The sequence below is a fragment of the Nocardioides sp. genome, assembly GCF_035503875.1.
Lineage (GTDB): Bacteria > Actinomycetota > Actinomycetes > Propionibacteriales > Nocardioidaceae > Nocardioides.
Genome location: NZ_DATJTA010000010.1, coordinates 1 through 20353, shown reverse-complemented (window position 1 = coordinate 20353; position 20353 = coordinate 1). Strand labels below are relative to the sequence as shown.

The window sequence follows — 20353 nt, the reverse complement described above, 5'->3', positions numbered from 1 at the left end:
CGCACGTTTAGCTTCCACCCCACGGAGTAGTGTCGGAAGTGCAAACCCTACAGATCTGGTACGGGAAAGGGAATCGATGAGGCTGCTCAACCGGCTGCTCGCGCCGAAGTCCGTCGCCCACGCTCACTGCGACCTGCCGTGCGGCGTTTACGACCCCGCGCAGGCTCGAATCGAGGCGGAGTCCGTCAAGGCCATTGACGAGAAGTACGCGCAGAACTCCGATCCGGAGTTCCGTGCGCGCTGCCTGATCATCAAGGAGCAGCGCTCTGAGCTCGTCAAGCACCACCTGTGGGTGCTGTGGACGGACTACTTCAAGCCCCCGCACTTCGAGAAGTACCCGCAGCTGCACACGCTGGTCAACGAGGCCACCAAGCTCGCCGGTGCCGGCGGCACCAAGGGTGAGCTCGACGCCGCGAAGGCCGACGAGCTGCTCGCCAAGATCGACCAGATCGCGGAGATCTTCTGGGAGACCAAGAAGGGCTGAGCCTCTCCGCAGGCCACCTGTCCTGCAGTGTCACCTCCTCGACGCCGTCCCAGCCCGCTCCGGGCTCGGGCGGCGTCGAGTGCGTTCGGCCCGCGGCCGGCGCCCTGGAGCGCCCGCTGCACCGGCCCCTTCTGCGTCGTACCGCCGGACGGTGGCCTAGGGTTCCGGCCAGGTCACCTGCGACGAAGGACGAACGATGGCTGTGAGCGATCCCGACCCGCGAGCGGCGCGCGCCGACGTCGAGCTGCGGCTGCCCGCCGACGGGGCGTACGTGTCCGTGCTGCGCACCACCACGGCGGGCGTGGCGGCCCGACTCGACTTCACCATCGACGACATCGAGGACCTGCGAATCGCGGTCGGCGAGGCGTGCGCGATGGTGCTGCCCGAGGCCGAGCCCGGCTCCTCACTGCTCGCCCGGTTCCACCTCGCCCCGGCCAGCCTGACCGTGTCGGTCGGGGTGGAGACCACCGCGGCCGCCACCCCCGACTACGACAGCTTCGCCTGGCAGGTGCTCACCACCCTGGCCGGCGACGCGGTCGTCGACTCCGAAGCCGGTCGGTTCACCGTGACCATGACGATGGAGTCGAGCGTCCTGCCGAGCGCGCCCCGAGCAGACGGCTGACATGGACGACCCCACTCGGGACCCTGTCGCCACCCCCGATCCGCCGCCCACGGGCGTCGAGGTCACGCGACGCCGCAGCGCCGAGCTGTTCGTCGTGCTGCGCGACGACCAGCAGAGCGAAGCGGGCCGCGACGCGGCCCGGGACGCGCTGGTACGCCTGCACCTGCCGCTCGTGGAGCACTGCGCCCGCCGCTTCCGCAACCGGGGCGAGCCCTTCGAGGACCTCGTCCAGGTCGGCACCATCGGCCTGATCAAGTCCGTCGACCGCTTCGACACCGACCGCGGGGTCGAGTTCTCGACGTACGCCACCCCGACGATCATCGGCGAGATCAAGCGCTACTTCCGCGACAAGGGCTGGGCGATCCGGGTCCCGCGGCGCCTCCAGGAGCTGCGGATGCAGATCGGCTCCGCCAGCGCCGAGCTCACCCAGTCCCTCGGCCGCTCGCCCACGCCGCGCGAGCTCGCCGAGGCGATCGGGTGCACCGTCGAGGAGATCGTCGAGGGCATCGAGTCCAGCAACGCCTACTCCACGCTCTCCCTGGACGCCACCGACGACTCCGATGACGGCTCGGCGACCATGCTCGACGCCATCGGCATCGACGACGAGGGCCTCGAGCACGTCGAGATCCGCGAGTCGCTGAAGCCGCTGCTGGACCGGCTGGACGCCCGGGAGAAGAAGATCCTGCTGCTGCGGTTCTTCAAGAACATGACCCAGTCACAGATCGCCCAGGAGATCGGCGTCTCCCAGATGCACGTCTCCCGGCTGCTGAGCCGGACCCTGGAGCAGCTCCGGACCTCGCTCGACCAGGCCGACTAGTCCCGGTGGCCGGATCCGGCCACCGGGACCCGGCGGCGTCCGGCACGCGGTGCTAGCTCGACCCGTCCTCGTCCCGCCGGGTCGCACCGGTCGGGTCGTCGACGAGCGCCGCTGTGCTCGCGGGGTGGAAGATCCCGACCAGCACCGCGCCGGCCACCACCGCCAGGACGATCGCCACGGGCGTGGTGTCACCCCCGCGGAAGCTCCACGCCACGCCGAGCTGGATCAGCTGGGCGAGTACGACGGGGGCGCGCGACCAGCCTGCTAGCCGGGTCAGTCCCCACGCGCACAGGCCCAGGCCGGCGCCGTACACCAGGAAGAACAGCGAGGTCGTCACGCCCATGGTGACGCGCACCGACGAGACGTTCGCGAGCTCCAGGACCGCGCTGACCAGCAGGACGGCCGCCTCCAGGGCGGCGAGGGCGGCCGCCACGAGGAGCGGGCGGGGCGGAGTGGGTCGAGTGCCGGTCACGGCGGACAGCGTAGACACCGGTGCCACGACCGCTTTCGGGGTACCACACGACGTTGCCTTCCCGGCAGCCGCCGCCGGCCGGAGCCGGACACCTGTGATGAACGAGACCACCGCGGGTCTTGTTTAACGCCCCGATCCTTGCCAGGCTGGTCCGGCGCTCGTGAACGCGTTCACATCGTGATGCCCACCCGAGCATTCCGCAGGCCTGAGCTGCCCCTGGCCTGCACGTTCGTAGTAGAGATGAGGGATTCCCCAGCCATGGATTGGCGCCACCGTTCCGCGTGCCTCGACGAGGACCCGGAGCTGTTCTTCCCGATCGGCAACACCGGTCCGGCCATCCTCCAGATCGAGGAGGCCAAGCAGGTGTGCCGACGCTGCGAGGTGCGCGAGCAGTGCCTCGCGTGGGCGCTCGAAGCTGGCCAGGACCACGGGGTCTGGGGCGGCCTCAGCGAGGATGAGCGGCGCGCGCTGAAGCGTCGCAACGCCCGCGCCCGCGTCCGCACCGCGTAGCGGAGACAGGCGGTCTCGACCGAGGCCGTCTCTCGGCCCACCGGGTTTCGAGGCTCCTGCGCTCGTGCCTCGCTCCGGAGCACCTCAACCAGCGGGCGGCCTCGACCAGCGGCGGCCTCGACCAGCGTCGGATCACTCCACCGGAACGTCCACCACGGCGCGCGTCCCGGCTCCTGACGGAGCCGGGCCGAGCTCCAGCTGACCACCGAGCTCGGACTCGACCAGCGTCCGGACGATCGAGAGCCCCAGGTTCGTCGAGCCGTCGAGCGTGAATCCCTCCGGCAGCCCGCGACCGTCGTCGTCGACGGTGAGGTGCAGTCGGCCGACGATCCGCTGCACCCGGACCACGATCTCGCCGTCCTGCTCGCCGTCGGCGTCGTACCCGTGCTCGACGGCGTTCTGCAGGACCTCGGTCAGCACCATCGCGAGTGCGGTCGAGCCCTCCGACGGCAGCACCCCGAACGACCCCTCGCGGCGGACCCGCACCCGGCCGCCGATGGCGCTCACCTCGGTGACCATCGCGCCCAGCCGGTCGGCGATCTCGTCGAACTCGACGGTCTCCTCGACCGCCTGGCTGAGCGTCTCGTGGACGATCGCGATCGACCCGACCCGTCGTACGGCCTCCTCGAGCGCGGCCTTCGCCGCCTCGGAGTCGATCCGCCGGGCCTGCAGGCGCAGCAGTGCGGCGACCGTCTGCAGGTTGTTCTTCACCCGGTGGTGGATCTCGCGGATCGTCGCGTCCTTGGTGACGAGCTCGCGGTCCCGGCGCCGGAGGTCGGTCACGTCGCGGACCAGGATCACCGCACCGAGGTGCTCGCCCTGGGGCCGCAGCGGGATGCTGCGCACGATCAGCGAGACGTCGTCGGAGCCGACCTCGGTGTCGCGGTGCGCCCGCCCGCCCAGGACCGCGCTCAGCGTCTCCTCGTCCGGACGCTTGCGCGGCGGCACCAGCTCGCGGGTCAGGTCGGCGAGCGCGACCCCGGCGAGGTCGCCGGAGAGGCCCAGGCGGCGGTAGACCGAGAGCGCGTTGGGGCTGGCGTACGCGACCCGGCCGGCGGCGTCGACGCGCAGGAAGCCGTCACCCACACGCGGCGAGTCGGCGTGGTCGCTGCGCTGGCCGGGCGCCGGGAAGTAGCCGTGGGAGATCATCTGGGTCAGGTCGGCGGCCGTCTGCAGGTAGGCCAGCTCCAGGCGGCTCGGCGTCCGGACGCCCAGCAGGTTGGTGTTGCGACCGACCACGCCGATGACGCGTCCCGCCCGGCGCACCGGGATCGTCTCGACGCGGACCGGGACGTCGTCGCGCCACTCCGGGTCGCCCTCGCGCACCAGCCGCCCGTCGCGGTACGCCGCGTCGAGCATCGGCCGGCGTCCGGTCGGGACGAAGGTGCCGACCACGTCCTCGACGTACGCCGTCGGCCCGGTCGTCGGACGCATCTGGCCCGCGGCCCAGAACCCGCTCCCCTCACGGTCGGGCAGCCACAGCACCAGGTCGGCGAAGGAGAGGTCGGCGATGATCTGCCAGTCCGCCTGCAGCAGCTGCAGCCAGGCGACGTCGGCCTCGTCCAGGTCGGTGTGGCTGCGGACCAGCTCGCTGAAGGTGGGCACGAGGTCAGGCTAGAGGTGGCGTCTCAGAGCCGGTTCGCCCCATGTCCGGAGCAGGCCGGATCTTTGGCACACTGGCCTCCATGTCCGGGTCCTACTGGAAGCAGGTCCACGCCGCCGGGCTGGCGGTGCCGGCGGACCGACCCCTCGACGACCTCACCGCGGAGCTGACCCGGATGCTCGGCGATCCGGACCCGGAGCTGCGCGACGCGACGGCGTACCCGACCCTGATGACCTGGGTCGGTCGCGGTGTGTACGACGACCTCCTGCCGGGCCTCGGCGACGGGATGGCCGCGGGCCTCGGCGTCGGGATCGGCGAGGCGGAGGGTGACGGGGTCTTCCGGCGCAGCTTCTCCGCGCTGGTCCTGGGCGAGTGCATAGCCCGCGACAACCAGCGGCCGCTCGTCCCGGGCGGCAAGGTCCTGGAGTGGGGGGACCGGCTCGCGACCTGGCTGCTGCGCGAACGGGACCTGCGCGGCTACGTCCCTGGCAAGGGCTGGGCGCACGCGGTCGCCCACGGCGCGGACGCGCTCGGCGCGCTGGCCGACTCCCAGCACGTCCAGCAGCCCGAGCTCACCGTCCTCCTCGACGTCGTCGCCGACCGGCTGGTGCTGCCGGTGGACCGGCTGTTCACCAACGGGGAGCCCGACCGGCTGGCCCAGGCGGTCATGCACGTGCTGCGGCGCGACGTCGTGCCCCTCGCGGTCCTGGAGCCGTGGGTGGCGCGCCTGGTCGCGACCGCCCGCACCCGCTCGTCGTACGACGACCGCGACCCGCACCTGGTCGGCGGGAACGCGGAGGCCTTCCTGCGCGCCCTGTACCTCCAGCTCGCCCTCGGACCGCAGCCGCCCGCGGTCCGCTCCGACCTGATCCTCGTGGTCGTCGACGCGCTGCGCGCGACCAACCCGCAGTACCTCGCCCCGCGTGCGTGACTGGCGGGTAACCTCCGGCACATGACCGACGTCACAGTGCCGGCGGCTGGATCCGCCACCCCGTCCGAGGACCTGTCCGGCCACGCCGGCGAGCTGGCGGTCGCCGTCGCCCGCGCGCACGGGGTGGAGACCCTGTTCACCCTCTCCGGGGCGCACGTCTTCCCGCTGTACGACGGCGCGGTCAAGGCCGATCCGCCGATGCGGATCCTCGACGTACGCCACGAGCAGACCGCGGCGTTCGCCGCCGAGGCGACGGGCAAGCTCACCCGGGTCCCGGGCCTGGCCGTGCTCACGGCGGGTCCGGGCGTGACCAACGGCGTGAGCGCGATCGCGCAGGCCCAGTTCGCGGGCTCGCCGATGGTGGTCGTCGGCGGCCGCGCCCCGCAGAACCGCTGGGGCACCGGCAGCCTCCAGGAGCTCGACCAGCCGCCGATCATCGCGCCGGTCGCCAAGCTGGCCCGGACGCTGCCCACCGTCGCCGACGTGCTGCCGGGGCTCGACGAGGCGTTCGCCCAGGCCGGGTCCTCGCACCGCGGGCCGGTGTTCGTCGACGTGCCGATGGACGAGCTCTTCAACTCCGCCTCCGGCCCCGCGCCGGTCGCCACCCGCCCCGCCCCGGTGGAGCCCGACGCCGACGCCCTGGACCGGATCGCCGCGCTGCTCGCCGGGGCGTCCCGGCCGGTGCTGGTGCTCGGCACCGACGTCTGGGCCGACGGCGCGGAGATCGCGGCGCTGCGCTACGTCGAGGCGGCCGGGCTGCCGACCCTCACCAACGGGATGGGTCGCGGGATCCTGCCCGGCGGCCACCCGCTGCTGGCGACCAAGGCGCGCGGCAAGGCGCTGAAGGAGGCCGACCTGGTGGTCGTCGTCGGCACCCCGCTCGACTTCCGGCTCTCCTACGGCGTCTTCGGGGACGCCCGCGTCGTGCACGTCGCCGACTCCCCCGCCCAGCTCTCCGGACACGCCAGTCTCGCGGCCTCGGTGTCCGGCCACCTGCCGTCGGTGTTCGACGGGTTGCACGCCCGCTTCCGCGGCGCCGACTGGGCCGCCTGGACCGCCGAGCTCCAGGACGCCGTCCGGGCCGGCGCCGCTCGCGACGCCGAGCTGCTGAGCGCCGAGGCCGACCCGATCCACCCCGCCCGCATCTACGGCGAGCTGGTCCCGCGCCTGGAGTCGGACGCGGTCGTGGTCGGCGACGGCGGCGACTTCGTGAGCTTCGCCGGCAAGTACGTCGAGCCGCAGCGTCCCGGCGGCTGGCTGGACCCCGGCCCGTACGGCTGCCTCGGCGCCGGCCTCGGCGCCGCGATCGCCGCCCGGCTGGCCCGGCCCTCCGCGCAGGTCGTGCTGCTGCTCGGCGACGGCGCCGCGGGGTTCTCGCTGATGGACGTCGACACCCTCGTGCGGCACCGCCTCCCCGTCGTGATGGTGATGGGCAACAACTCCGCCTGGGGCCTGGAGAAGGGGCCGATGCAGATGCTCTACGGCTACGACGTCGCGGCCGACCTGGCCCCGCGCACGGCGTACGACGAGGTGGTCAAGGCGCTGGGCGGCGGCGGCGAGACCGTCACCGACCCGCGCCAGATCGGACCCGCCCTCGACCGCGCCTTCGCCGCGAACGCGCCGTACCTCGTCAACGTGATCACCGACGTCGACGCGGCGTACCCGCGCGCCACCTTCGGGATCTGAGCCGGTGTCCGACCTCGTCGTACGACGGGCCACCCCGGCCGACTACGCGAGCGCGGGCGCGGTGACCGTGGCGGCGTACGACCCCTTCACGGGCGACGCGGCCGACGACGACTACGTCGCCCGGCTGGCCGACGCCGCGTCCCGCGACGCCGAGGCCGAGCTGTGGGTCGCCACCACGGACGAGGGGACGCTGCTCGGCTGCGTGACGATCTGCCCGCCGGGCTCGCGCTGGCGCGAGATCGCGCGCGACGACGAGGGCGAGTTCCGGATGCTCGCGGTCGCCCCCGACGCCCAGGGCCGCGGGGTCGGGCGGGCGCTGGTCGGCCTCGTGCTCGACCGGTTCCGCGACGACGGTGCCTCGGCGGTCGCGCTGTCGAGCCTGCGGGAGATGACTGCCGCGCACCGGCTCTACGAGCGGCTGGGCTTCACCCGGCTGCCCGAGCGGGACTGGAAGCCACGTCCCGAGGTCGACCTGATCGCCTTCCGCAAGGAGCTCTGATGGATGCCACGCTGACCTTCACCGTGACCGACGCCGACACCGCCGCGGCCGTCGGCTCCGGCACGCTCCCCGTGCTCGGCACCCCGCGGCTGCTCGCGTGGTGCGAGGCGGCCACCTGCGCCGCCCTGGAGCCGACGCTCTCCCCCGGCTCGACGTCCGTGGGCACGCGCGTGTCGCTGGAGCACCTGGCGCCGTCCGTGGTCGGCCAGGAGGTCGAGGTGAGCGCCACGGCGGCGTACGTCGACGGCCGCCTGCACCGCTTCACCGTGAGCGCCCGCAACGCCGGATCGGCGAAGATCGTCGCGTCCGGCGAGATCACCCGCGTCGTCGTCGACGCGGAGCGGTTCCTGGCCCGGCTCTGATTTCATCTCAGCGGCGTCATTTGAGAGACTGTCTGATGGCCCTCTGTCTGGGTCGACACCGATTCCGAGGAGATCACCATGGGCAAGACCGGCCGCAAGCGCCGCGCTCGCAAGAAGAAGGGCGCGAACCACGGGAAGCGCCCCAACGCCTGAGCGCAGGCACCACGCATCCGAACCCCCGAGCCCACTGGGCCGGGGGTTCGTTGCTGTTCGGGGTGTCGGTGGTCGAGTGCCTCGCGAGGAACGAGCGAGGTGTATCGAGACTCAGGACTCGCTGATGCGGACCTGGACCTCGCGGATCCGGAACATCACGCGCTGGCGCAGCTCCTCCGGAGCCGCCTCCGAGCAGGACCGGGCGACGACCGACTTCACGGTGCGCTGGAGGTCGTACTTCTCCAGGCACGGGTTGCAGGTGTCCAGGTGCGCCCGGACGACGTCGCAGTCGGCCTCGGCGAGCTCGTTGTCGATGAAGTAGACGATCTGCTCGAGGTAGTCGGCACACTCGCGCTCGGACACCTCGTCGTGGGTGTGGCCGGCGTGGCCGGCATCGGAGGTGCTCACTTCTCGCTCCCCTCGCGGCCGACGGTCAGCAGGTCGTTGGTCCGGACGTAGTCCTGGAGCATGTCGCGCAGCTGACGGCGGCCGCGGTGCAGGCGGGACATCACGGTCCCGATCGGCGTCTCCATGATCTCGGCGATCTCCTTGTAGGCGAACCCCTCGACGTCGGCGAGGTAGACCGCGAGCCGGAACTCCTCCGGGAGCCGTTGCAGGGCGTCCTTGACCTGCGAGTCGGGCAGGTGCTCGAGCGCCTCGGTCTCGGCGGACTTCAGCCCGCTGGAGGTGTGCGACTCAGCGCGCGCGAGCTGCCAGTCCTCGACATCCTCGGCCATGGACTGCTGCGGCTGGCGCTGCTTCTTGCGGTAGGTGTTGATGAAGGTGTTCGTGAGGATCCGGTACAGCCAGGCCTTCAGGTTGGTGCCGGGCCGGAACTGGTGGAACGACGAGAACGCCTTCGCGAAGGTCTCCTGGACCAGGTCCTCGGCGTCCGCGGGGTTGCGGGTCATCCGCATCGCCGCGGAGTAGAGCTGGTCCAGGAACGGCAGGGCGTCGCGCTCGAAGCGCGCCGCCCGCTCGGTCTCGGTCTCGGTGGCGACGTCGACAGGCTCGAGGTCGTCGAGCGTGGCGTCGGTGAAGTCAGTCATCGTCTCCCAGCCTACGCCGGGGGCGGGTGCATCCAGCAGTGCCATCACGCTGGTGGAACACCTCAGTCGGGCGCACCATTCCCCGTCACTTCACGCACCAGCCACTCCAGCGTCGACTCGACGACGATCGCCATCGCGTCGGCCTGCGAGATCGCCCCGCGGGCCGGCACCTTCAGGCCGTGGTCGCCCCCGGGTACGACGGCCAGCTCGGTGTCGGGCGGGAACTCGTCCGGGCGCCCCATGGTGTCGTTCTCCCCCTGCACGACCAGGGTGGGTACGCCGGCCCCGGCCAGCTCCGCCAGCCGGGACTTCTCCGGCTTGCCCGGCGGGTGCAGCGGGAAGGACAGCGCGAGGCAGCCCGCGGCGCCCGCCTGCGTCGCACACCGGGCCGCCGACCGGGCGCCCGCCGACCGGCCCCCCAGCACCAGCGGTCCGGCGACCCCCAGCGCGGCGACCGCGGCGAGGAGCGCCTCGTCCAGGGTCGGCGGCGGGGTGGCGACCTTCCGCCCGGCCACCCGCCAGGGCTGTTCGAGGAGGACGACGGTGAAGCCCTGGCCCGGCAGCGCCTCGGCCAGCGCGACCAGGTCGCGTGCGTCGATCCCGCCGCCGGCCCCGTGGCTGAGCAGCACGGTCGCGACCGGCTCGGCCGCGGCATGCGTGACCAGCCGGGCCTCGCCGCGCGGCGTCTCGATGCGCCGCTCGGTCGGGGCGCTCACTCGACCAGCCCCTCGACCTCGTCGAGCGGGATCGGCTCGATCAGCTCGGCGCCGTTGTTCTTCACGTTGTTGACCAGCGTCGGGACGGCGTACGCCTCGAGGGCGCCGGGCGCGGCCGGGGTGAGCAGGTCGAGCAGGGTGTCGGTCGACTGCTCGGGGTCCAGCCAGGCCGACCACCGCTCGGGCTCCACCATCAGCGGCATCCGGTCGTGGATGTGGCCGAGGTCGTCCTCGGCGTCGGTGGTGATGACCGTGCAGGTCCAGCGCCACCGGGCGGGGTCGTCGTCGGCCCGGGCGGGGTCGCGCCACAGCTCGTACAGCCCGGCCATGGCCAGGGTGCCGCCGTCCTTGGGGCGGATGAAGAACGGCTGCTTGAGCGGCTTGCCGTTCTTCCCGGTCTGGGAGGTCGGGTACCACTCGAAGTAGCCGTCGGCCGGCAGCAGGCAGCGCCGCTTCGCGAACGCCTTCTTGTACGCCGGCTTCTCCGCGACCGTCTCCATCCGGGCGTTGATCATCCGGCTGCCGATCGACGGGTCCTTGGCCCAGGACGGGACCAGCCCCCAGGTGAGCACCCGCAACTGGCGGGCGACGTGGTCGTCCCCCTTGCGGGGCGGACGCTCGAGGACGGCGTACACCTCCTTGGTGGGCGCGACGTTGTAGTCGGGCTCGAGCGGCGCCTCGATCATCTCCTCGGCGATCTCGAACTCCTCGACGAGGTCCTCGGGGCGCCGGGTGGACGCGTACCGGCCGCACATGCGCCCACCCTATGCGCCGCCGGACGCAGCTGACCCGCTTGGATCCCGCGCGCCCCGGGTATCGAGGGGGCATGACCGTCAGCCGTCTCGTCGCCCGCCCCATGCTCGCCTCGATGTTCCTCGTCGGGGCCGTCACCGCCCTGAAGAACGCCGAGGCCACGGCGACCAAGGCGCGGAACGTGACCGACCAGGTCGTGCCGCTGGCCAAGAGGGCGGGGATCCCCCTGCCCGAGGACCCGACCACGCTGGTCCGGCTCAACGCGGGGATCCAGCTCGCAGGGGCGCTCGGGCTCGCGACCGGGCGGGCGCCCCGGCTCTCGGCCGCCGTCCTGGCGACGTCGCTGGTGCCGACCACGGTCGCCGGCCACCGGTTCTGGGAGGCCACCGACCCGGCCGAGCGCACCCAGCAGAAGCTGCACTTCTTCAAGAACCTCTCGTCCCTCGGCGGCCTGATCATCGCCGCGGGCGACACCGACGGGAAGCCGGGTGTCGCCTGGCGCGCACGGCACGCCGCCACCGACGCCCGCAAGGAGGCCCGGCACCTCGCGGCCACCGCCCGGCGGGAGGCCCGGTTGGCGAAGGCCAAGGTGCGGTGAGCCGACGCTAGAGTTCAGCGGGTGACGAGCGTCCTCGATCCCTGGCCCGCCCCCCGCGCGACCGCTCCGGTCGACGCCGTCGTCACGCTGCCCGGCAGCAAGTCGCTGACCAACCGTGCGCTGGTCCTGGCGTCGGTGGCCGACGGCCCCTCCGTCGTACGCCGGGCGCTGCGCTCGCGCGACACCACGCTGATGGCCGCGGCGCTGACCTCGCTCGGTTCGACCGTGGACACCGACGGCGAGGACTGGACGGTCACGCCCGCCGCGTTCGCGGGTGATGTCGCGGTCGACGTCGGCCTCGCGGGGACCGTGATGCGGTTCGTACCGCCCATCGCGGGACTGTCCTCGGGCACCGTCGCCTTCGACGGCGACGCCCACATGCGGACCCGCCCGGTCGGAGAGGTGCTGACCGCGCTGCGCGGGCTCGGCGTCGACGTGGACGGCGACGCCCTGCCCTTCCGCCTCCGCGGGACCGGATCGGTCCGCGGCGGCACCGTCGTCGTCGACGCCTCGGCGTCCTCCCAGTTCATCTCCGCCCTGCTGCTCGCCGGCGCCCGCTACGAGCAGGGCGTCGACGTACGCCACGACGGCAAGCCGGTGCCCTCGCTCCCCCATATCGACATGACGGTCGCGATGCTGCGCGAGCACGGCGTGGAGGTGGACGACCCCGCGACGGGGGGAGGCGCCAACCGCTGGTCGGTCGCCCCGGGGCCCGTGCGCGCCGTCGACCACGTCATCGAGCCCGACCTGTCCAACGCCGCTCCGTTCCTCGCGCTCGCCGCGGTCTCGGGCGGCACCGTCACCGTGCGCGACTGGCCCCGGGAGACCACCCAGGCGGGGGACGCGCTGCGTGACATCCTCACCCGGATGGGCTGTCGGGTGGCGTTCACCGACGAGGGGCTGGCCGTCACCGGACCGGACGAGCTCCAGGGCGTCGACCTGGACCTCCACGACGTCGGCGAGCTCGCCCCGGCCGTGGCCGCGCTCTGCGCCCTGGCGACCACGCCGTCCCACCTGCGCGGCATCGCGCACATCCGCCACCACGAGACCGACCGGCTCGCCGCCCTGGCCAAGGAGCTCGGCGGCCTCGGCGCGGACGTCACCGAGCGGCCCGACGGTCTCGAGCTACGCCCGGCCCGCCTGAGCGGCGGGCTCTTCCACACCTACGCCGACCACCGGATGGCGCACGCGGGGGTCATCGTGGGCGCCGCGGTCGACGGGGTGCGGGTCGAGAACGTCGCCACCACCGGCAAGACCTTCCCCGACTTCCCCGGCTTCTGGTCCGGGCTCTTCTGATGCCGTCGGGCCGCTACTCCGACCAGGACGTCGAGCACTACGAACGTCCTCGTCGGCGGACCCGGCCCCGCACCAAGGAGCGCCCGTCGTACGACGACGCGGTGACCGGCGTCGTCGTGACCGTCGACCGCGGCCGCTACACACTGCTCGTCGAGGGCCGGACCGTGATGGCGATGAAGGCCCGGCCGCTGGGCCGCAAGGGCGTGGTCGTCGGCGACCGGGTCCGGGTCGTCGGCGACGTGTCAGGAGCCGACGGCAGCCTGTGCCGGATCGTCGAGGTGCCCGAGCGGCGGACCGTGCTGCGCCGGACGGCCGACGACGACGACCCGGTCGAGCGGATCATCGTCGCCAACGCCGAGCAGCTGGTGATCGTCACCGCGCTCGCCGACCCCGACCCGCAGCCCCGGCTGATCGACCGGGCGCTGGTCGCCGCCTTCGACGCGGGCATGCAGCCGCTCTTGTGCCTGACCAAGGCCGACCTCGCCGACCCCGAGACGCTGCTGTCGACGTACCGCTCCCTGGGCGTGCCGTGGGTCGTGACCCGGCGCGGTGGCGACCTCGCCGAGGTGCGCGAGCGGCTCCAGGGCCGCACCAGCGTGCTCGTCGGGTCCAGCGGCGTCGGCAAGTCGACGCTGGTCAACGCGCTGGTCCCCGACGCGCGCCGGGAGGTCGGGGTCGTGAACGCCGTGACGGGGCGCGGCCGGCACACGTCGACCTCGGCCTACATGCTCGCGCTGCCGGACTCCGCCGACGCTGGACCCGGCTGGATCATCGACACCCCCGGCATCCGCTCCTTCGGTCTCGCGCACGTGCAGCCCGAGCACCTGATCGAGGCGTTCCCCGACCTCGACGAGATGACCGAGGACTGCCCTCGCGGCTGCACCCACGGCGACGACGAGCCGGAGTGCGGACTCGACGAGGCGCTGGCGGCCGGCGAGGCCGATGCCGACCGGGTCGCCTCGTTCCGGCGGCTGCTGGCCGCCCGGAGCGAGCCGGTCTACTGAGGGCCGCCGGGATAGTCCGTCACGTTTCGCACGCTCAGAGCACTCTCAGCGTGCAGAACGTGACGCACTACCCGCGCTAGCCCTTCGTGCCGTACCAGGCGATCTGCGCACCGGCGTCGCCGACGAGCACCGTGGTGACCGCGGTGAGCACCGCGAGCGCGGCGACGGCCACGGCGAGCGCGACCCGGATCGGGCCGGTGCGGGTGTGCAGCCAGGCCGCGACGAACGAGACGAGCGCGAAGGCGGTGGCGCTGATCCGCAGGACACCGGCCCGGTCCTCGTGGGTCTCGACCAGCTCGGCGAGCGGGCCGCCGTACTCGTTGGCCTCGACCAGCTGCTCCCCCGACAGGTAGGCGACCCACACCGAGACGCCGGCGATCGCGACCGCGACGACCAGCGGCCAACGCAGCCGGTCACGCCAGCGGGGTACGGCGTACCCGAGGCCCGCGAGGGCGGAGAGCGGCCCGAAGACCACCGCGGAGTGGACGACCAGCGCGTGCAGGGGAAGTCCGTTGATCTCCATGGTTGAACGTTAATCGAGTTTGCTGAAAGTAGCCTGTGCGTGTGGCCACCGACTTCACCGACGACCTGCGCCTCGCGCACGTCCTCGCCGACGACGCCGACTCGCTCACCATGGCGCGGTTCAAGGCGCTCGACCTGCACGTCATGAGCAAGCCCGACCTGACCCCGGTCACCGACGCCGACGAGGCCGTCGAGGACATGATCCGGCGCACCCTCGGCCGGACCCGCTCGCGCGACGCCATCACCGGCGAGGAGCAGGGCTCGACCGGTCACAGCCAGCGTCGCTGGATCATCGACCCGATCGACGGCACCAAGAACTTCGTGCGCGGCGTGCCCGTCTGGGCCACGCTGATCTCGCTGGTCGTCGACGACGAGGTGGTCGTCGGCGTGGTCTCCGCCCCGCAGCTGCAGCGCCGCTGGTGGGCCTCGACCGGCAACGGCGCCTGGACCGGCAAGTCGCTGCTCAAGGCGACCCGGTGCCAGGTCTCCGACGTCCGCCGGCTCGAGGACGCGTCGCTGTCGTACGCCTCGCTCGACGGCTGGGACGAGCGCGGCCGGCTCGGCGACTTCCTGACCCTGATGCGGCGCTGCTGGCGCACCCGGGCGTACGGCGACTTCTGGTCGTACATGCTGCTCGCCGAGGGGGCCGTCGACCTCGCGGCCGAGCCCGAGCTCGAGGTGTACGACATGGCCGCCCTCGACATCATCGTGCGCGAGGCGGGCGGGCGGTTCACCTCCCTCGACGGCACCGACGGACCGTTCGGCGGCAACGCGCTGGCGAGCAACGGCCACCTGCACGACGCCGCGCTGACGTTCCTCGGCTCGGTCGGTGGCGACGACGACGACCCCGACGTACGACGGACCGGGCTGGGATCGGTCAGCGACCTGCGCTCGCGGCGCCCCGTGGACGAGGACCTCTCCTAGACCACCCCGGACCACCCCGGGCTGGGCGTAGAAATGTGACGCACTCCGCACTACCGTCAGGGCATCCTGACCTGGAGGCGCAGATGCACATCGGTGACGTCCTGAAGGCGAAGGCCGACCCGGCCGTCCTGACCATCGGCCCGGACGCCGGCGTACGCGAGCTGATCGCGCTGCTCGCCGAGCACAACGTCGGCGCCCTGATCGTGAGCTCCGACGGCGTGAGCGTCGAGGGCATCGTGAGCGAGCGCGACGTCGTGCGGCACCTGCACCACGACGGGACGGTCATCAACAACACCGTCGGGGCGATCATGACCGCGGACGTCGAGACCTGCGCCCCCGAGAGCGAGCTCGACACGCTGATGAAGACCATGACCGAGCACCGGGTCCGCCACGTCCCGGTCGTCCGGCAGGGGCGCCTGGTCGGCATCATCAGCATCGGCGACGTGGTGAAGCACAAGATCGACCAGCTGGAGTTCGAGCGCGACCAGCTCGACAGCTACGTGCACCAGACCTGAGCCGGCGCCGACCTCAGTCGACGTCGGCGAAGGTGTCCGGCTTGTGCAGGAACGCGAACCGGCTCGCCGGCCAGACCCGCGCGAACACCTTCCCGACCACCAGGTCGGCCGGCACGAACTCCCCGCCCGGCACGCAGTCGGTCTCGGACTCGCGGCACATGTGCGCGGAGGAGTCGGCCGAGGCGTCGCGGTGGTCACCGAGCACGAAGAGCTCGCCGTCCGGCACCGGCCCGCTCGTCCAGCCCGCCTCGCAGTCGGTCACCATCGGCCCGTCGCAGGACATGTCGTTGCGCGTGAAGTCGGACTCGATGGGCGTGCCGTTGACCAGGAGGCGTCCCTCGTCGTCGCAGCACTCGATGACGTCGCCCTCCACGCCGATCACCCGTTTCACCAGGTGCCCGCCGGTCGGGTAGAGCCCGATCTTGCCGAGCACCTTGCCCACCGGGCTGGTCGGGCCGACCTCCTCGCCGGGACCGAGCCAGTCGCCCGGGTCCTCGAAGACGACGATGTCGCCGCGCTGGGGGGTGCGGCCGCCCCAGTAGGACACCTTCTGGACCAGGATCCGGTCGTTGATCTCCAGGCCCGGCTCCATCGAGCCGGACGGGATGTAGAAGGCCTGCACGAAGAAGGTCTTGACGACGAACGACAGCACCAGCGCCGCGCCCAGGAGGACGAAGGTCTCCTGCCACAGCGAGAGCCGCCGCTTCGCCTTCGGGGTGGGCCGGGGCGGGGTCGCCCCCTCGTCGTCGTGCACGTCCACCCTGTTCTCCGCTCTCCGGCCCCGACCGCACACGGGGCGGAGCCATGGTGGCACGTCGACCCACGAATCCCGCGTCCGACCTCCGCCGTGCGAGCCGCCGGCCCCGAAGTTCTCAGCGTCCGGGCCGTCCGGCCGATGCCAGAGGTCGAGCCGTCGACGGCACGCCGGTCGACGCACGACTCCGGGGGAGGAGGTTCCATGCGCTGGCGCCTGTCCGCTCCGGGCACGCTCGGCACGGTGCACGTCGCCGTCTTCACCGCCTGCTTCGTCGGCTACCTCGCCTGGCAGCTCCTCCCGCTGCCCGGAGCCACCGCCGTCGTCCCGCTGTGCTTCGCCCTCGCCCTCGCCTGCTCGGCGGCGGTCACCTGGCACCAGACCCGTCGTACGGCGCGCGGCAGCCGACGGGTCACGGCGCTGGTCGCGTGCGGCCTGGTCTGCATGACGCTGAGCTCGGTCCTGGCGGCCGTCGTCGGCACCTCCACGCGGGACGGCGGCACCCCCGCGGACATGGCCCATCTGGCCGCCTACGGCTTCCTCGGCGCGGCCCTGCTCTCGGTGCTGGCCCGGCGGTTGCGGATCGCCGGGGTGGACACGGTCGTCGACGTGCTCACGCTCGCCGTGGCCAGCTTCCTGCTCGTCTGGTCCCTCTCGCTGGAGGAGCTGCTGCTCGCCGAGCGGCAGGGCGAGCCGGCGATGCGCCTGGCCCTGCTCGTCGCCTACCCGCTGCTCGACACCGTGCTGCTCGCGCTCGTGCTCCGCGTGCTCCTCGACCGTCGGTCCCGGTCCTGGACCACAGCCCGGCTGACCGCCGGCGTCGCCTGCTGGCTGGTCGCCGACGCTGGGACCCTGCTGCTGGAGGACCACCACACGGCCGCGACCGTGCTCGCGTCCGGCTGGCTGGTGGGCAGCGCGCTGATGGCGCGGGCGCTGTTCGTGCCGGTGGACCGGACCGTGCTCGCGGAGGACGACGAGCTCAGTCGCGGCAGCGTGCTGCGGCGCAGCGCCCTCGCCGTGGTGCCGCTCCTCGTCCCGACCGTGATGCCGCTGCTGGACCCGGAGCCGGGTGAGTCGTGGGACACCGTCGCCCAGATGGTCGGCCTGGGCGTCCTGCTGGCGCTCACCTTCCTGCGCACGGTGCGACTGCTGGAGCGCGAGCGGCGTACCCAGCGCGAGCTCGCCGCGGCCCGGGACGCGGCGCTCGAGGCGTCGCGCGCCAAGTCGTCGTTCCTCGCGACCATGAGCCACGAGATCCGTACGCCGATGAACGGGGTGATCGGCCTGGCCGGCCTGCTCCTCGGCACCGACCTCGACCCACGCCAGCGCCAGTACGCCGACGGCGTCCACGGCGCCGGGCAGCAGCTGCTGGCGATCATCAACGACATCCTCGACTTCTCGAAGGTCGAGGCCGGCCATCTCGAGCTGGAGGACATCGACTTCGACCTCGCGGAGGTCGTCGAGCAGGCCACCGGCCTGCTCGCCGAGATCGCCCGCGGCAAGGGCCTGGCACTGCGCGCCTCCTGCGCGCCCGACCTCCCCCGCGGCCTGCGCGGCGACCCGACCCGGCTACGCCAGGTGCTGGTCAACCTCATCGGCAACGCCGTGAAGTTCACCGCCTGCGGCGAGGTGGCCGTCTCCGCCGAGCTGCGCGAGCGGGGCGCGGACGGCACCCTCCGGGTCCGCTTCCAGGTGCGCGACACGGGCGCCGGCATCGCGCCCGACGAGCAGGAGCGTCTCTTCGAGCCGTTCACCCAGGCCGGCACCGCCACCACCCGGCAGTACGGCGGCTCCGGGCTCGGACTCGCCATCTCCCAGCAGCTGGTGACCGCGATGGGCGGTCGGCTGGACCTGGTCTCGGCGCCGGGTCGCGGCAGCACCTTCGGCTTCGAGGTCCTGCTGCGCCCGGCGCGCGACCCGGGCCTGGCAGCGCTGTCGCACGACAGCGACGCGCCCGCCTCCGAGCAGCCGGCCGCACCGGACCGGCCCGAGCGCCCGCACCGCGGACACGTGCTGGTCGTCGAGGACAGCGACCTCAACCAGATCGTCGCCGAGGGCATCCTCGCCCGCCTGGGCTTCACCACCGAGCTCGCCGACGACGGCCGCGTCGCCCTGGACCTGCTGGCGCACACGACGTACGACGCGATCCTGATGGACTGCCAGATGCCGGACATCGACGGCTACGCCGCCACTCGCGAGCTGCGCCGCCGCGAGGCCGGCGGCCGGCGTACCCCCGTGATCGCGCTGACGGCGGGCGTCGTCGAGGGCGAGCGGGAGCGCTGCCTGGACGCCGGGATGGACGACTACCTGTCCAAGCCCATCGTCCCGGCCGACGTGGACGCCGTCCTCACCCACTGGCTCTCCGAGGACGTCGTCCAGCGGTCGCTAGGCTGACGGCATGGACAAGCCCGAGATCGACTTCCCCGACTTCGACCCGCCCACCGACCTCGTCATCGAGGACATCACCGTCGGCGACGGCCCCGAGGCGAGCGCCGGCCAGACCGTCTCGGTCCACTACGTCGGCGTGGCCCACTCCACCGGCGAGGAGTTCGACGCCTCCTACAACCGCGGCGACACCCTGAAGTTCCGTCTCGGCGTCGGCCAGGTCATCGCCGGCTGGGACACCGGTGTGCAGGGCATGAAGGTCGGCGGACGGCGCAAGCTCGTCATCCCGCCGCACCTCGGGTACGGCGACCGCGGCGCGGGCGGCGTGATCAAGCCGGGCGAGACGCTCATCTTCGTGGTGGACCTCGTCGGCGTCTCCTGACGGAGCCTGACGCGATGGCGCACTTCGGCGACCACCAGTCGTCGATCTACTTCAACGGCATGTTCCTGGGTCAGACCCCGGAGCTGCCGACCGACCTGAGCGCCCTCGAGGCGCAGGCCGCCGAGGTGCTCGCCCCCGAGGCGCTGGGCTACATCGTGCCCAGCGCCGGGGGCGGCGCCACGGCCCGTGCCAACGTCGCGGCGTTCGACCGGTGGCGAATCGTCCCGCGGATGCTGCGCGACCACGCCGTCCGCGATCTCGCCACGGACGTGCTCGGCACCTCGATGGCGGCACCGGTGCTGCTCGGCCCGGTCGGCGTGCAGACCCTCGCCCACCCGGACGGCGAGCTCGCGACCGCGCGCGCCGCGACCGCCCTCGGACTCCCCTACGTCCACTCGACGCAGGCCAGCCACTCCATCGAGGAGGCCGCCGCGGCCGGCGGCGACGGTGCGCGATGGTTCCAGCTGTACTGGCCGACCGACCCCGAGCTGTGCGAGAGCTTCCTCGCGCGGGCCGAGGCCGCCGGCTACACCCATCTCGTCCTCACGGTGGACACCACCCTGCTCGGCTGGCGTCCCCGCGACCTGGACCGCGGCTACCTGCCGTTCCTCCAGGCGGTCGGCATCGCCAACTACACCAGCGACCCGGTCTTCCGGCGCCGCCTGGAGAAGCCCGCCGAGGAGGACCCCGCCGGCGCGGGCATCGCCTTCGCGTCCGTCTTCCCCAACCCCGGCCTCGACTGGGGCCAGCTGCCCTGGCTGCGCGAGCGCTGGTCCGGCCCGATCCTGCTGAAGGGCATCCAGCACGTCGACGACGCCCGGCTCGCCGCCGACCACGGCATCGACGGGATCGTGGTCTCCAATCACGGCGGACGCCAGGTCGACGGGGCCGCCGCGTCGCTCGACCAGCTGCCGGCGATCGGCGAGGCAGTCGGAGACCGGCTCGCGGTCCTCTTCGACTCCGGGATCCGCTCGGCGCCCGACGTCGTCAAGGCGCTCGCCCTCGGCGCCGACGCCGTACTGCTCGGCCGGCCCTACCTCTACGGTCTCGCACTCGCCGGCCAGGCCGGGGTCGAGCACGTGCTGCGCTGCCTGCTCGCCGAGCTCGACCTCACCCTCGGCAACGCCGGCTACAGCAGTCACCGCGACCTGAGCCGGGACTCCCTGACCCGGCCGGGATAGTCCCTGACGTTCCGCACCGCTGGCTGGTGGCGGATTCAGCTGGTCGAAGCAACACCGACTGATGGAGGTGTTGTGGTGCCGAGGAAGCGTGTGCCGGACGTGGTCCGGTCGAGGTTCTTCGATCTGGTGTGTGCG

25 protein-coding genes are annotated in these 20353 nt (G+C 72.7%); 17 read left to right on the top strand and 8 right to left on the bottom strand.

Going from position 1 to position 20353, the window contains the following annotated elements; translation table 11 throughout:
• Positions 1–82 precede the first annotated feature (82 nt).
• From sodN to VMF51_RS03585, 3 genes are all read left to right on the top strand, one after another.
• On the top strand, positions 83–484 hold the full coding sequence (gene sodN, locus VMF51_RS03595) for a superoxide dismutase, Ni (RefSeq protein WP_325473029.1): 402 nt from the start codon (positions 83–85) through the stop codon (positions 482–484).
• A gap of 196 nt (positions 485–680) precedes the next feature.
• On the top strand, positions 681–1106 hold the full coding sequence (locus VMF51_RS03590; RefSeq protein ID WP_325473028.1) for an anti-sigma factor: 426 nt from the start codon (positions 681–683) through the stop codon (positions 1104–1106).
• Between the two features lies 1 nt (position 1107).
• Entirely contained in the window at positions 1108–1923 is an 816-nt protein-coding gene (locus VMF51_RS03585; RefSeq protein WP_325473027.1) for an RNA polymerase sigma factor SigF, read from the top strand.
• 52 nt (positions 1924–1975) lie between these two features.
• On the opposite strand, the gene VMF51_RS03580 is transcribed toward VMF51_RS03585, so the two are convergent.
• Positions 1976–2395, bottom strand: a complete 420-nt coding sequence (locus VMF51_RS03580) for a hypothetical protein (protein WP_325473026.1) — start codon at positions 2393–2395, stop codon at positions 1976–1978.
• 258 nt (positions 2396–2653) lie between these two features.
• Between VMF51_RS03580 and VMF51_RS03575 the strand changes: the two genes are divergently transcribed.
• A complete protein-coding gene (locus VMF51_RS03575; protein WP_011755173.1) occupies positions 2654–2905 on the top strand; it encodes a WhiB family transcriptional regulator in 252 nt (83 codons plus the stop codon).
• A 132-nt stretch (positions 2906–3037) separates the two neighbouring features.
• Here the strand turns inward: VMF51_RS03575 and VMF51_RS03570 are convergent, their stop codons facing one another.
• Positions 3038–4510: a histidine kinase N-terminal domain-containing protein gene (locus VMF51_RS03570; RefSeq protein WP_325473025.1), complete on the bottom strand. Its 1473-nt coding sequence runs from the start codon at positions 4508–4510 to the stop codon at positions 3038–3040.
• An 80-nt stretch (positions 4511–4590) separates the two neighbouring features.
• On the opposite strand from VMF51_RS03570, the gene VMF51_RS03565 reads away from it, so the two are divergent.
• From VMF51_RS03565 to VMF51_RS25855, 5 genes are all read left to right on the top strand, one after another.
• Positions 4591–5439: a DUF2785 domain-containing protein gene (locus tag VMF51_RS03565; protein WP_325473024.1), complete on the top strand. Its 849-nt coding sequence runs from the start codon at positions 4591–4593 to the stop codon at positions 5437–5439.
• A 21-nt stretch (positions 5440–5460) separates the two neighbouring features.
• On the top strand, positions 5461–7125 hold the full coding sequence (locus tag VMF51_RS03560) for an acetolactate synthase (protein WP_325473023.1): 1665 nt from the start codon (positions 5461–5463) through the stop codon (positions 7123–7125).
• A 4-nt stretch (positions 7126–7129) separates the two neighbouring features.
• A complete protein-coding gene (locus VMF51_RS03555; protein ID WP_325473022.1) occupies positions 7130–7624 on the top strand; it encodes a GNAT family N-acetyltransferase in 495 nt (164 codons plus the stop codon).
• A complete protein-coding gene (locus tag VMF51_RS03550) occupies positions 7624–7986 on the top strand; it encodes a thioesterase family protein (RefSeq protein ID WP_325473021.1) in 363 nt (120 codons plus the stop codon). Before VMF51_RS03555 ends, VMF51_RS03550 begins: the two co-directional genes overlap by 1 nt.
• A 78-nt stretch (positions 7987–8064) precedes the next feature.
• Positions 8065–8139 (top strand): 50S ribosomal protein bL37, encoded by a 75-nt coding sequence (locus VMF51_RS25855; protein ID WP_369759046.1) that lies wholly within the window; start codon positions 8065–8067, stop codon positions 8137–8139.
• A 111-nt stretch (positions 8140–8250) separates the two neighbouring features.
• Here the strand turns inward: VMF51_RS25855 and rsrA are convergent, their stop codons facing one another.
• The 4 genes from rsrA to VMF51_RS03530 are packed head-to-tail and all read right to left on the bottom strand — an operon-like array spanning position 8251 to position 10659.
• Entirely contained in the window at positions 8251–8547 is a 297-nt protein-coding gene (gene rsrA / locus VMF51_RS03545) for a mycothiol system anti-sigma-R factor (protein ID WP_325473020.1), read from the bottom strand.
• Positions 8544–9233 (bottom strand): sigma-70 family RNA polymerase sigma factor, encoded by a 690-nt coding sequence (locus tag VMF51_RS03540; protein ID WP_414689437.1) that lies wholly within the window; start codon positions 9231–9233, stop codon positions 8544–8546. The genes rsrA and VMF51_RS03540 overlap by 4 nt, the downstream gene beginning before the upstream one ends.
• A gap of 17 nt (positions 9234–9250) precedes the next feature.
• Positions 9251–9904 (bottom strand): alpha/beta family hydrolase, encoded by a 654-nt coding sequence (locus VMF51_RS03535; RefSeq protein ID WP_325473018.1) that lies wholly within the window; start codon positions 9902–9904, stop codon positions 9251–9253.
• Positions 9901–10659: an SOS response-associated peptidase gene (locus tag VMF51_RS03530; RefSeq protein ID WP_325473017.1), complete on the bottom strand. Its 759-nt coding sequence runs from the start codon at positions 10657–10659 to the stop codon at positions 9901–9903. The genes VMF51_RS03535 and VMF51_RS03530 overlap by 4 nt, the downstream gene beginning before the upstream one ends.
• 71 nt (positions 10660–10730) lie before the next feature.
• Here VMF51_RS03530 and VMF51_RS03525 point away from each other — a divergent pair, with 71 nt between their 5' ends.
• Genes VMF51_RS03525 through rsgA form a run of 3 tightly spaced genes read left to right on the top strand, consistent with a single transcriptional unit; the run spans position 10731 to position 13555 of the window.
• Positions 10731–11255: a DoxX family protein gene (locus VMF51_RS03525; protein WP_325473016.1), complete on the top strand. Its 525-nt coding sequence runs from the start codon at positions 10731–10733 to the stop codon at positions 11253–11255.
• A gap of 21 nt (positions 11256–11276) precedes the next feature.
• Positions 11277–12551 (top strand): 3-phosphoshikimate 1-carboxyvinyltransferase, encoded by a 1275-nt coding sequence (gene aroA, locus VMF51_RS03520; protein WP_325473015.1) that lies wholly within the window; start codon positions 11277–11279, stop codon positions 12549–12551.
• Positions 12551–13555 carry a ribosome small subunit-dependent GTPase A gene (rsgA, locus tag VMF51_RS03515; protein WP_325473014.1) on the top strand — a complete coding sequence of 335 codons (1005 nt, stop codon included), beginning with the start codon at positions 12551–12553 and terminating at the stop codon, positions 13553–13555. Before aroA ends, rsgA begins: the two co-directional genes overlap by 1 nt.
• A gap of 76 nt (positions 13556–13631) precedes the next feature.
• Here rsgA and VMF51_RS03510 read toward each other — a convergent pair whose 3' ends face one another.
• A complete protein-coding gene (locus tag VMF51_RS03510; protein WP_325473013.1) occupies positions 13632–14078 on the bottom strand; it encodes a DUF2231 domain-containing protein in 447 nt (148 codons plus the stop codon).
• Between the two features lie 41 nt (positions 14079–14119).
• On the opposite strand from VMF51_RS03510, the gene VMF51_RS03505 reads away from it, so the two are divergent.
• Complete coding sequence (locus VMF51_RS03505; RefSeq protein ID WP_414689436.1) at positions 14120–15001, top strand: inositol monophosphatase family protein; 882 nt, start codon at positions 14120–14122, stop codon at positions 14999–15001.
• 83 nt (positions 15002–15084) lie between these two features.
• Positions 15085–15516: a CBS domain-containing protein gene (locus tag VMF51_RS03500; protein ID WP_325473011.1), complete on the top strand. Its 432-nt coding sequence runs from the start codon at positions 15085–15087 to the stop codon at positions 15514–15516.
• A 13-nt stretch (positions 15517–15529) separates the two neighbouring features.
• Here VMF51_RS03500 and lepB read toward each other — a convergent pair whose 3' ends face one another.
• Positions 15530–16276, bottom strand: a complete 747-nt coding sequence (gene lepB / locus VMF51_RS03495; protein ID WP_325473010.1) for a signal peptidase I — start codon at positions 16274–16276, stop codon at positions 15530–15532.
• 198 nt (positions 16277–16474) lie between these two features.
• Here lepB and VMF51_RS03490 point away from each other — a divergent pair, with 198 nt between their 5' ends.
• Genes VMF51_RS03490 through VMF51_RS03480 form a run of 3 tightly spaced genes read left to right on the top strand, consistent with a single transcriptional unit; the run spans position 16475 to position 20218 of the window.
• A complete protein-coding gene (locus VMF51_RS03490; protein ID WP_325473009.1) occupies positions 16475–18664 on the top strand; it encodes a hybrid sensor histidine kinase/response regulator in 2190 nt (729 codons plus the stop codon).
• Between the two features lie 4 nt (positions 18665–18668).
• Entirely contained in the window at positions 18669–19037 is a 369-nt protein-coding gene (locus VMF51_RS03485; protein ID WP_325473008.1) for an FKBP-type peptidyl-prolyl cis-trans isomerase, read from the top strand.
• Positions 19038–19051: 14 nt separating this feature from the next.
• Positions 19052–20218, top strand: a complete 1167-nt coding sequence (locus VMF51_RS03480) for an alpha-hydroxy-acid oxidizing protein (protein WP_325473007.1) — start codon at positions 19052–19054, stop codon at positions 20216–20218.
• Positions 20219–20353 lie beyond the last annotated feature (135 nt).

Bases quoted from the DNA above. Each gene is read 5' to 3' on its own strand.
- VMF51_RS03485 (WP_325473008.1), top strand. From the start codon at position 18,669: ATGGACAAGCCCGAGATCGACTTCCCCGACTTCGACCCGCCCACCGAC.
- VMF51_RS03530 (WP_325473017.1), bottom strand. From the start codon at position 10,659: ATGTGCGGCCGGTACGCGTCCACCCGGCGCCCCGAGGACCTCGTCGAG.
- VMF51_RS03525 (WP_325473016.1), top strand. From the start codon at position 10,731: ATGACCGTCAGCCGTCTCGTCGCCCGCCCCATGCTCGCCTCGATGTTC.
- VMF51_RS03550 (WP_325473021.1), top strand. From the start codon at position 7,624: ATGGATGCCACGCTGACCTTCACCGTGACCGACGCCGACACCGCCGCG.
- VMF51_RS03590 (WP_325473028.1), top strand. From the start codon at position 681: ATGGCTGTGAGCGATCCCGACCCGCGAGCGGCGCGCGCCGACGTCGAG.
- rsgA (WP_325473014.1), top strand. From the start codon at position 12,551: ATGCCGTCGGGCCGCTACTCCGACCAGGACGTCGAGCACTACGAACGT.
- VMF51_RS03480 (WP_325473007.1), top strand. From the start codon at position 19,052: ATGGCGCACTTCGGCGACCACCAGTCGTCGATCTACTTCAACGGCATG.
- VMF51_RS03560 (WP_325473023.1), top strand. From the start codon at position 5,461: ATGACCGACGTCACAGTGCCGGCGGCTGGATCCGCCACCCCGTCCGAG.
- VMF51_RS03490 (WP_325473009.1), top strand. From the start codon at position 16,475: ATGCGCTGGCGCCTGTCCGCTCCGGGCACGCTCGGCACGGTGCACGTC.
- VMF51_RS03575 (WP_011755173.1), top strand. From the start codon at position 2,654: ATGGATTGGCGCCACCGTTCCGCGTGCCTCGACGAGGACCCGGAGCTG.
- VMF51_RS03565 (WP_325473024.1), top strand. From the start codon at position 4,591: ATGTCCGGGTCCTACTGGAAGCAGGTCCACGCCGCCGGGCTGGCGGTG.
- VMF51_RS03585 (WP_325473027.1), top strand. From the start codon at position 1,108: ATGGACGACCCCACTCGGGACCCTGTCGCCACCCCCGATCCGCCGCCC.
- VMF51_RS03500 (WP_325473011.1), top strand. From the start codon at position 15,085: ATGCACATCGGTGACGTCCTGAAGGCGAAGGCCGACCCGGCCGTCCTG.
- VMF51_RS03540 (WP_414689437.1), bottom strand. From the start codon at position 9,233: ATGGCACTGCTGGATGCACCCGCCCCCGGCGTAGGCTGGGAGACGATG.
- VMF51_RS03510 (WP_325473013.1), bottom strand. From the start codon at position 14,078: ATGGAGATCAACGGACTTCCCCTGCACGCGCTGGTCGTCCACTCCGCG.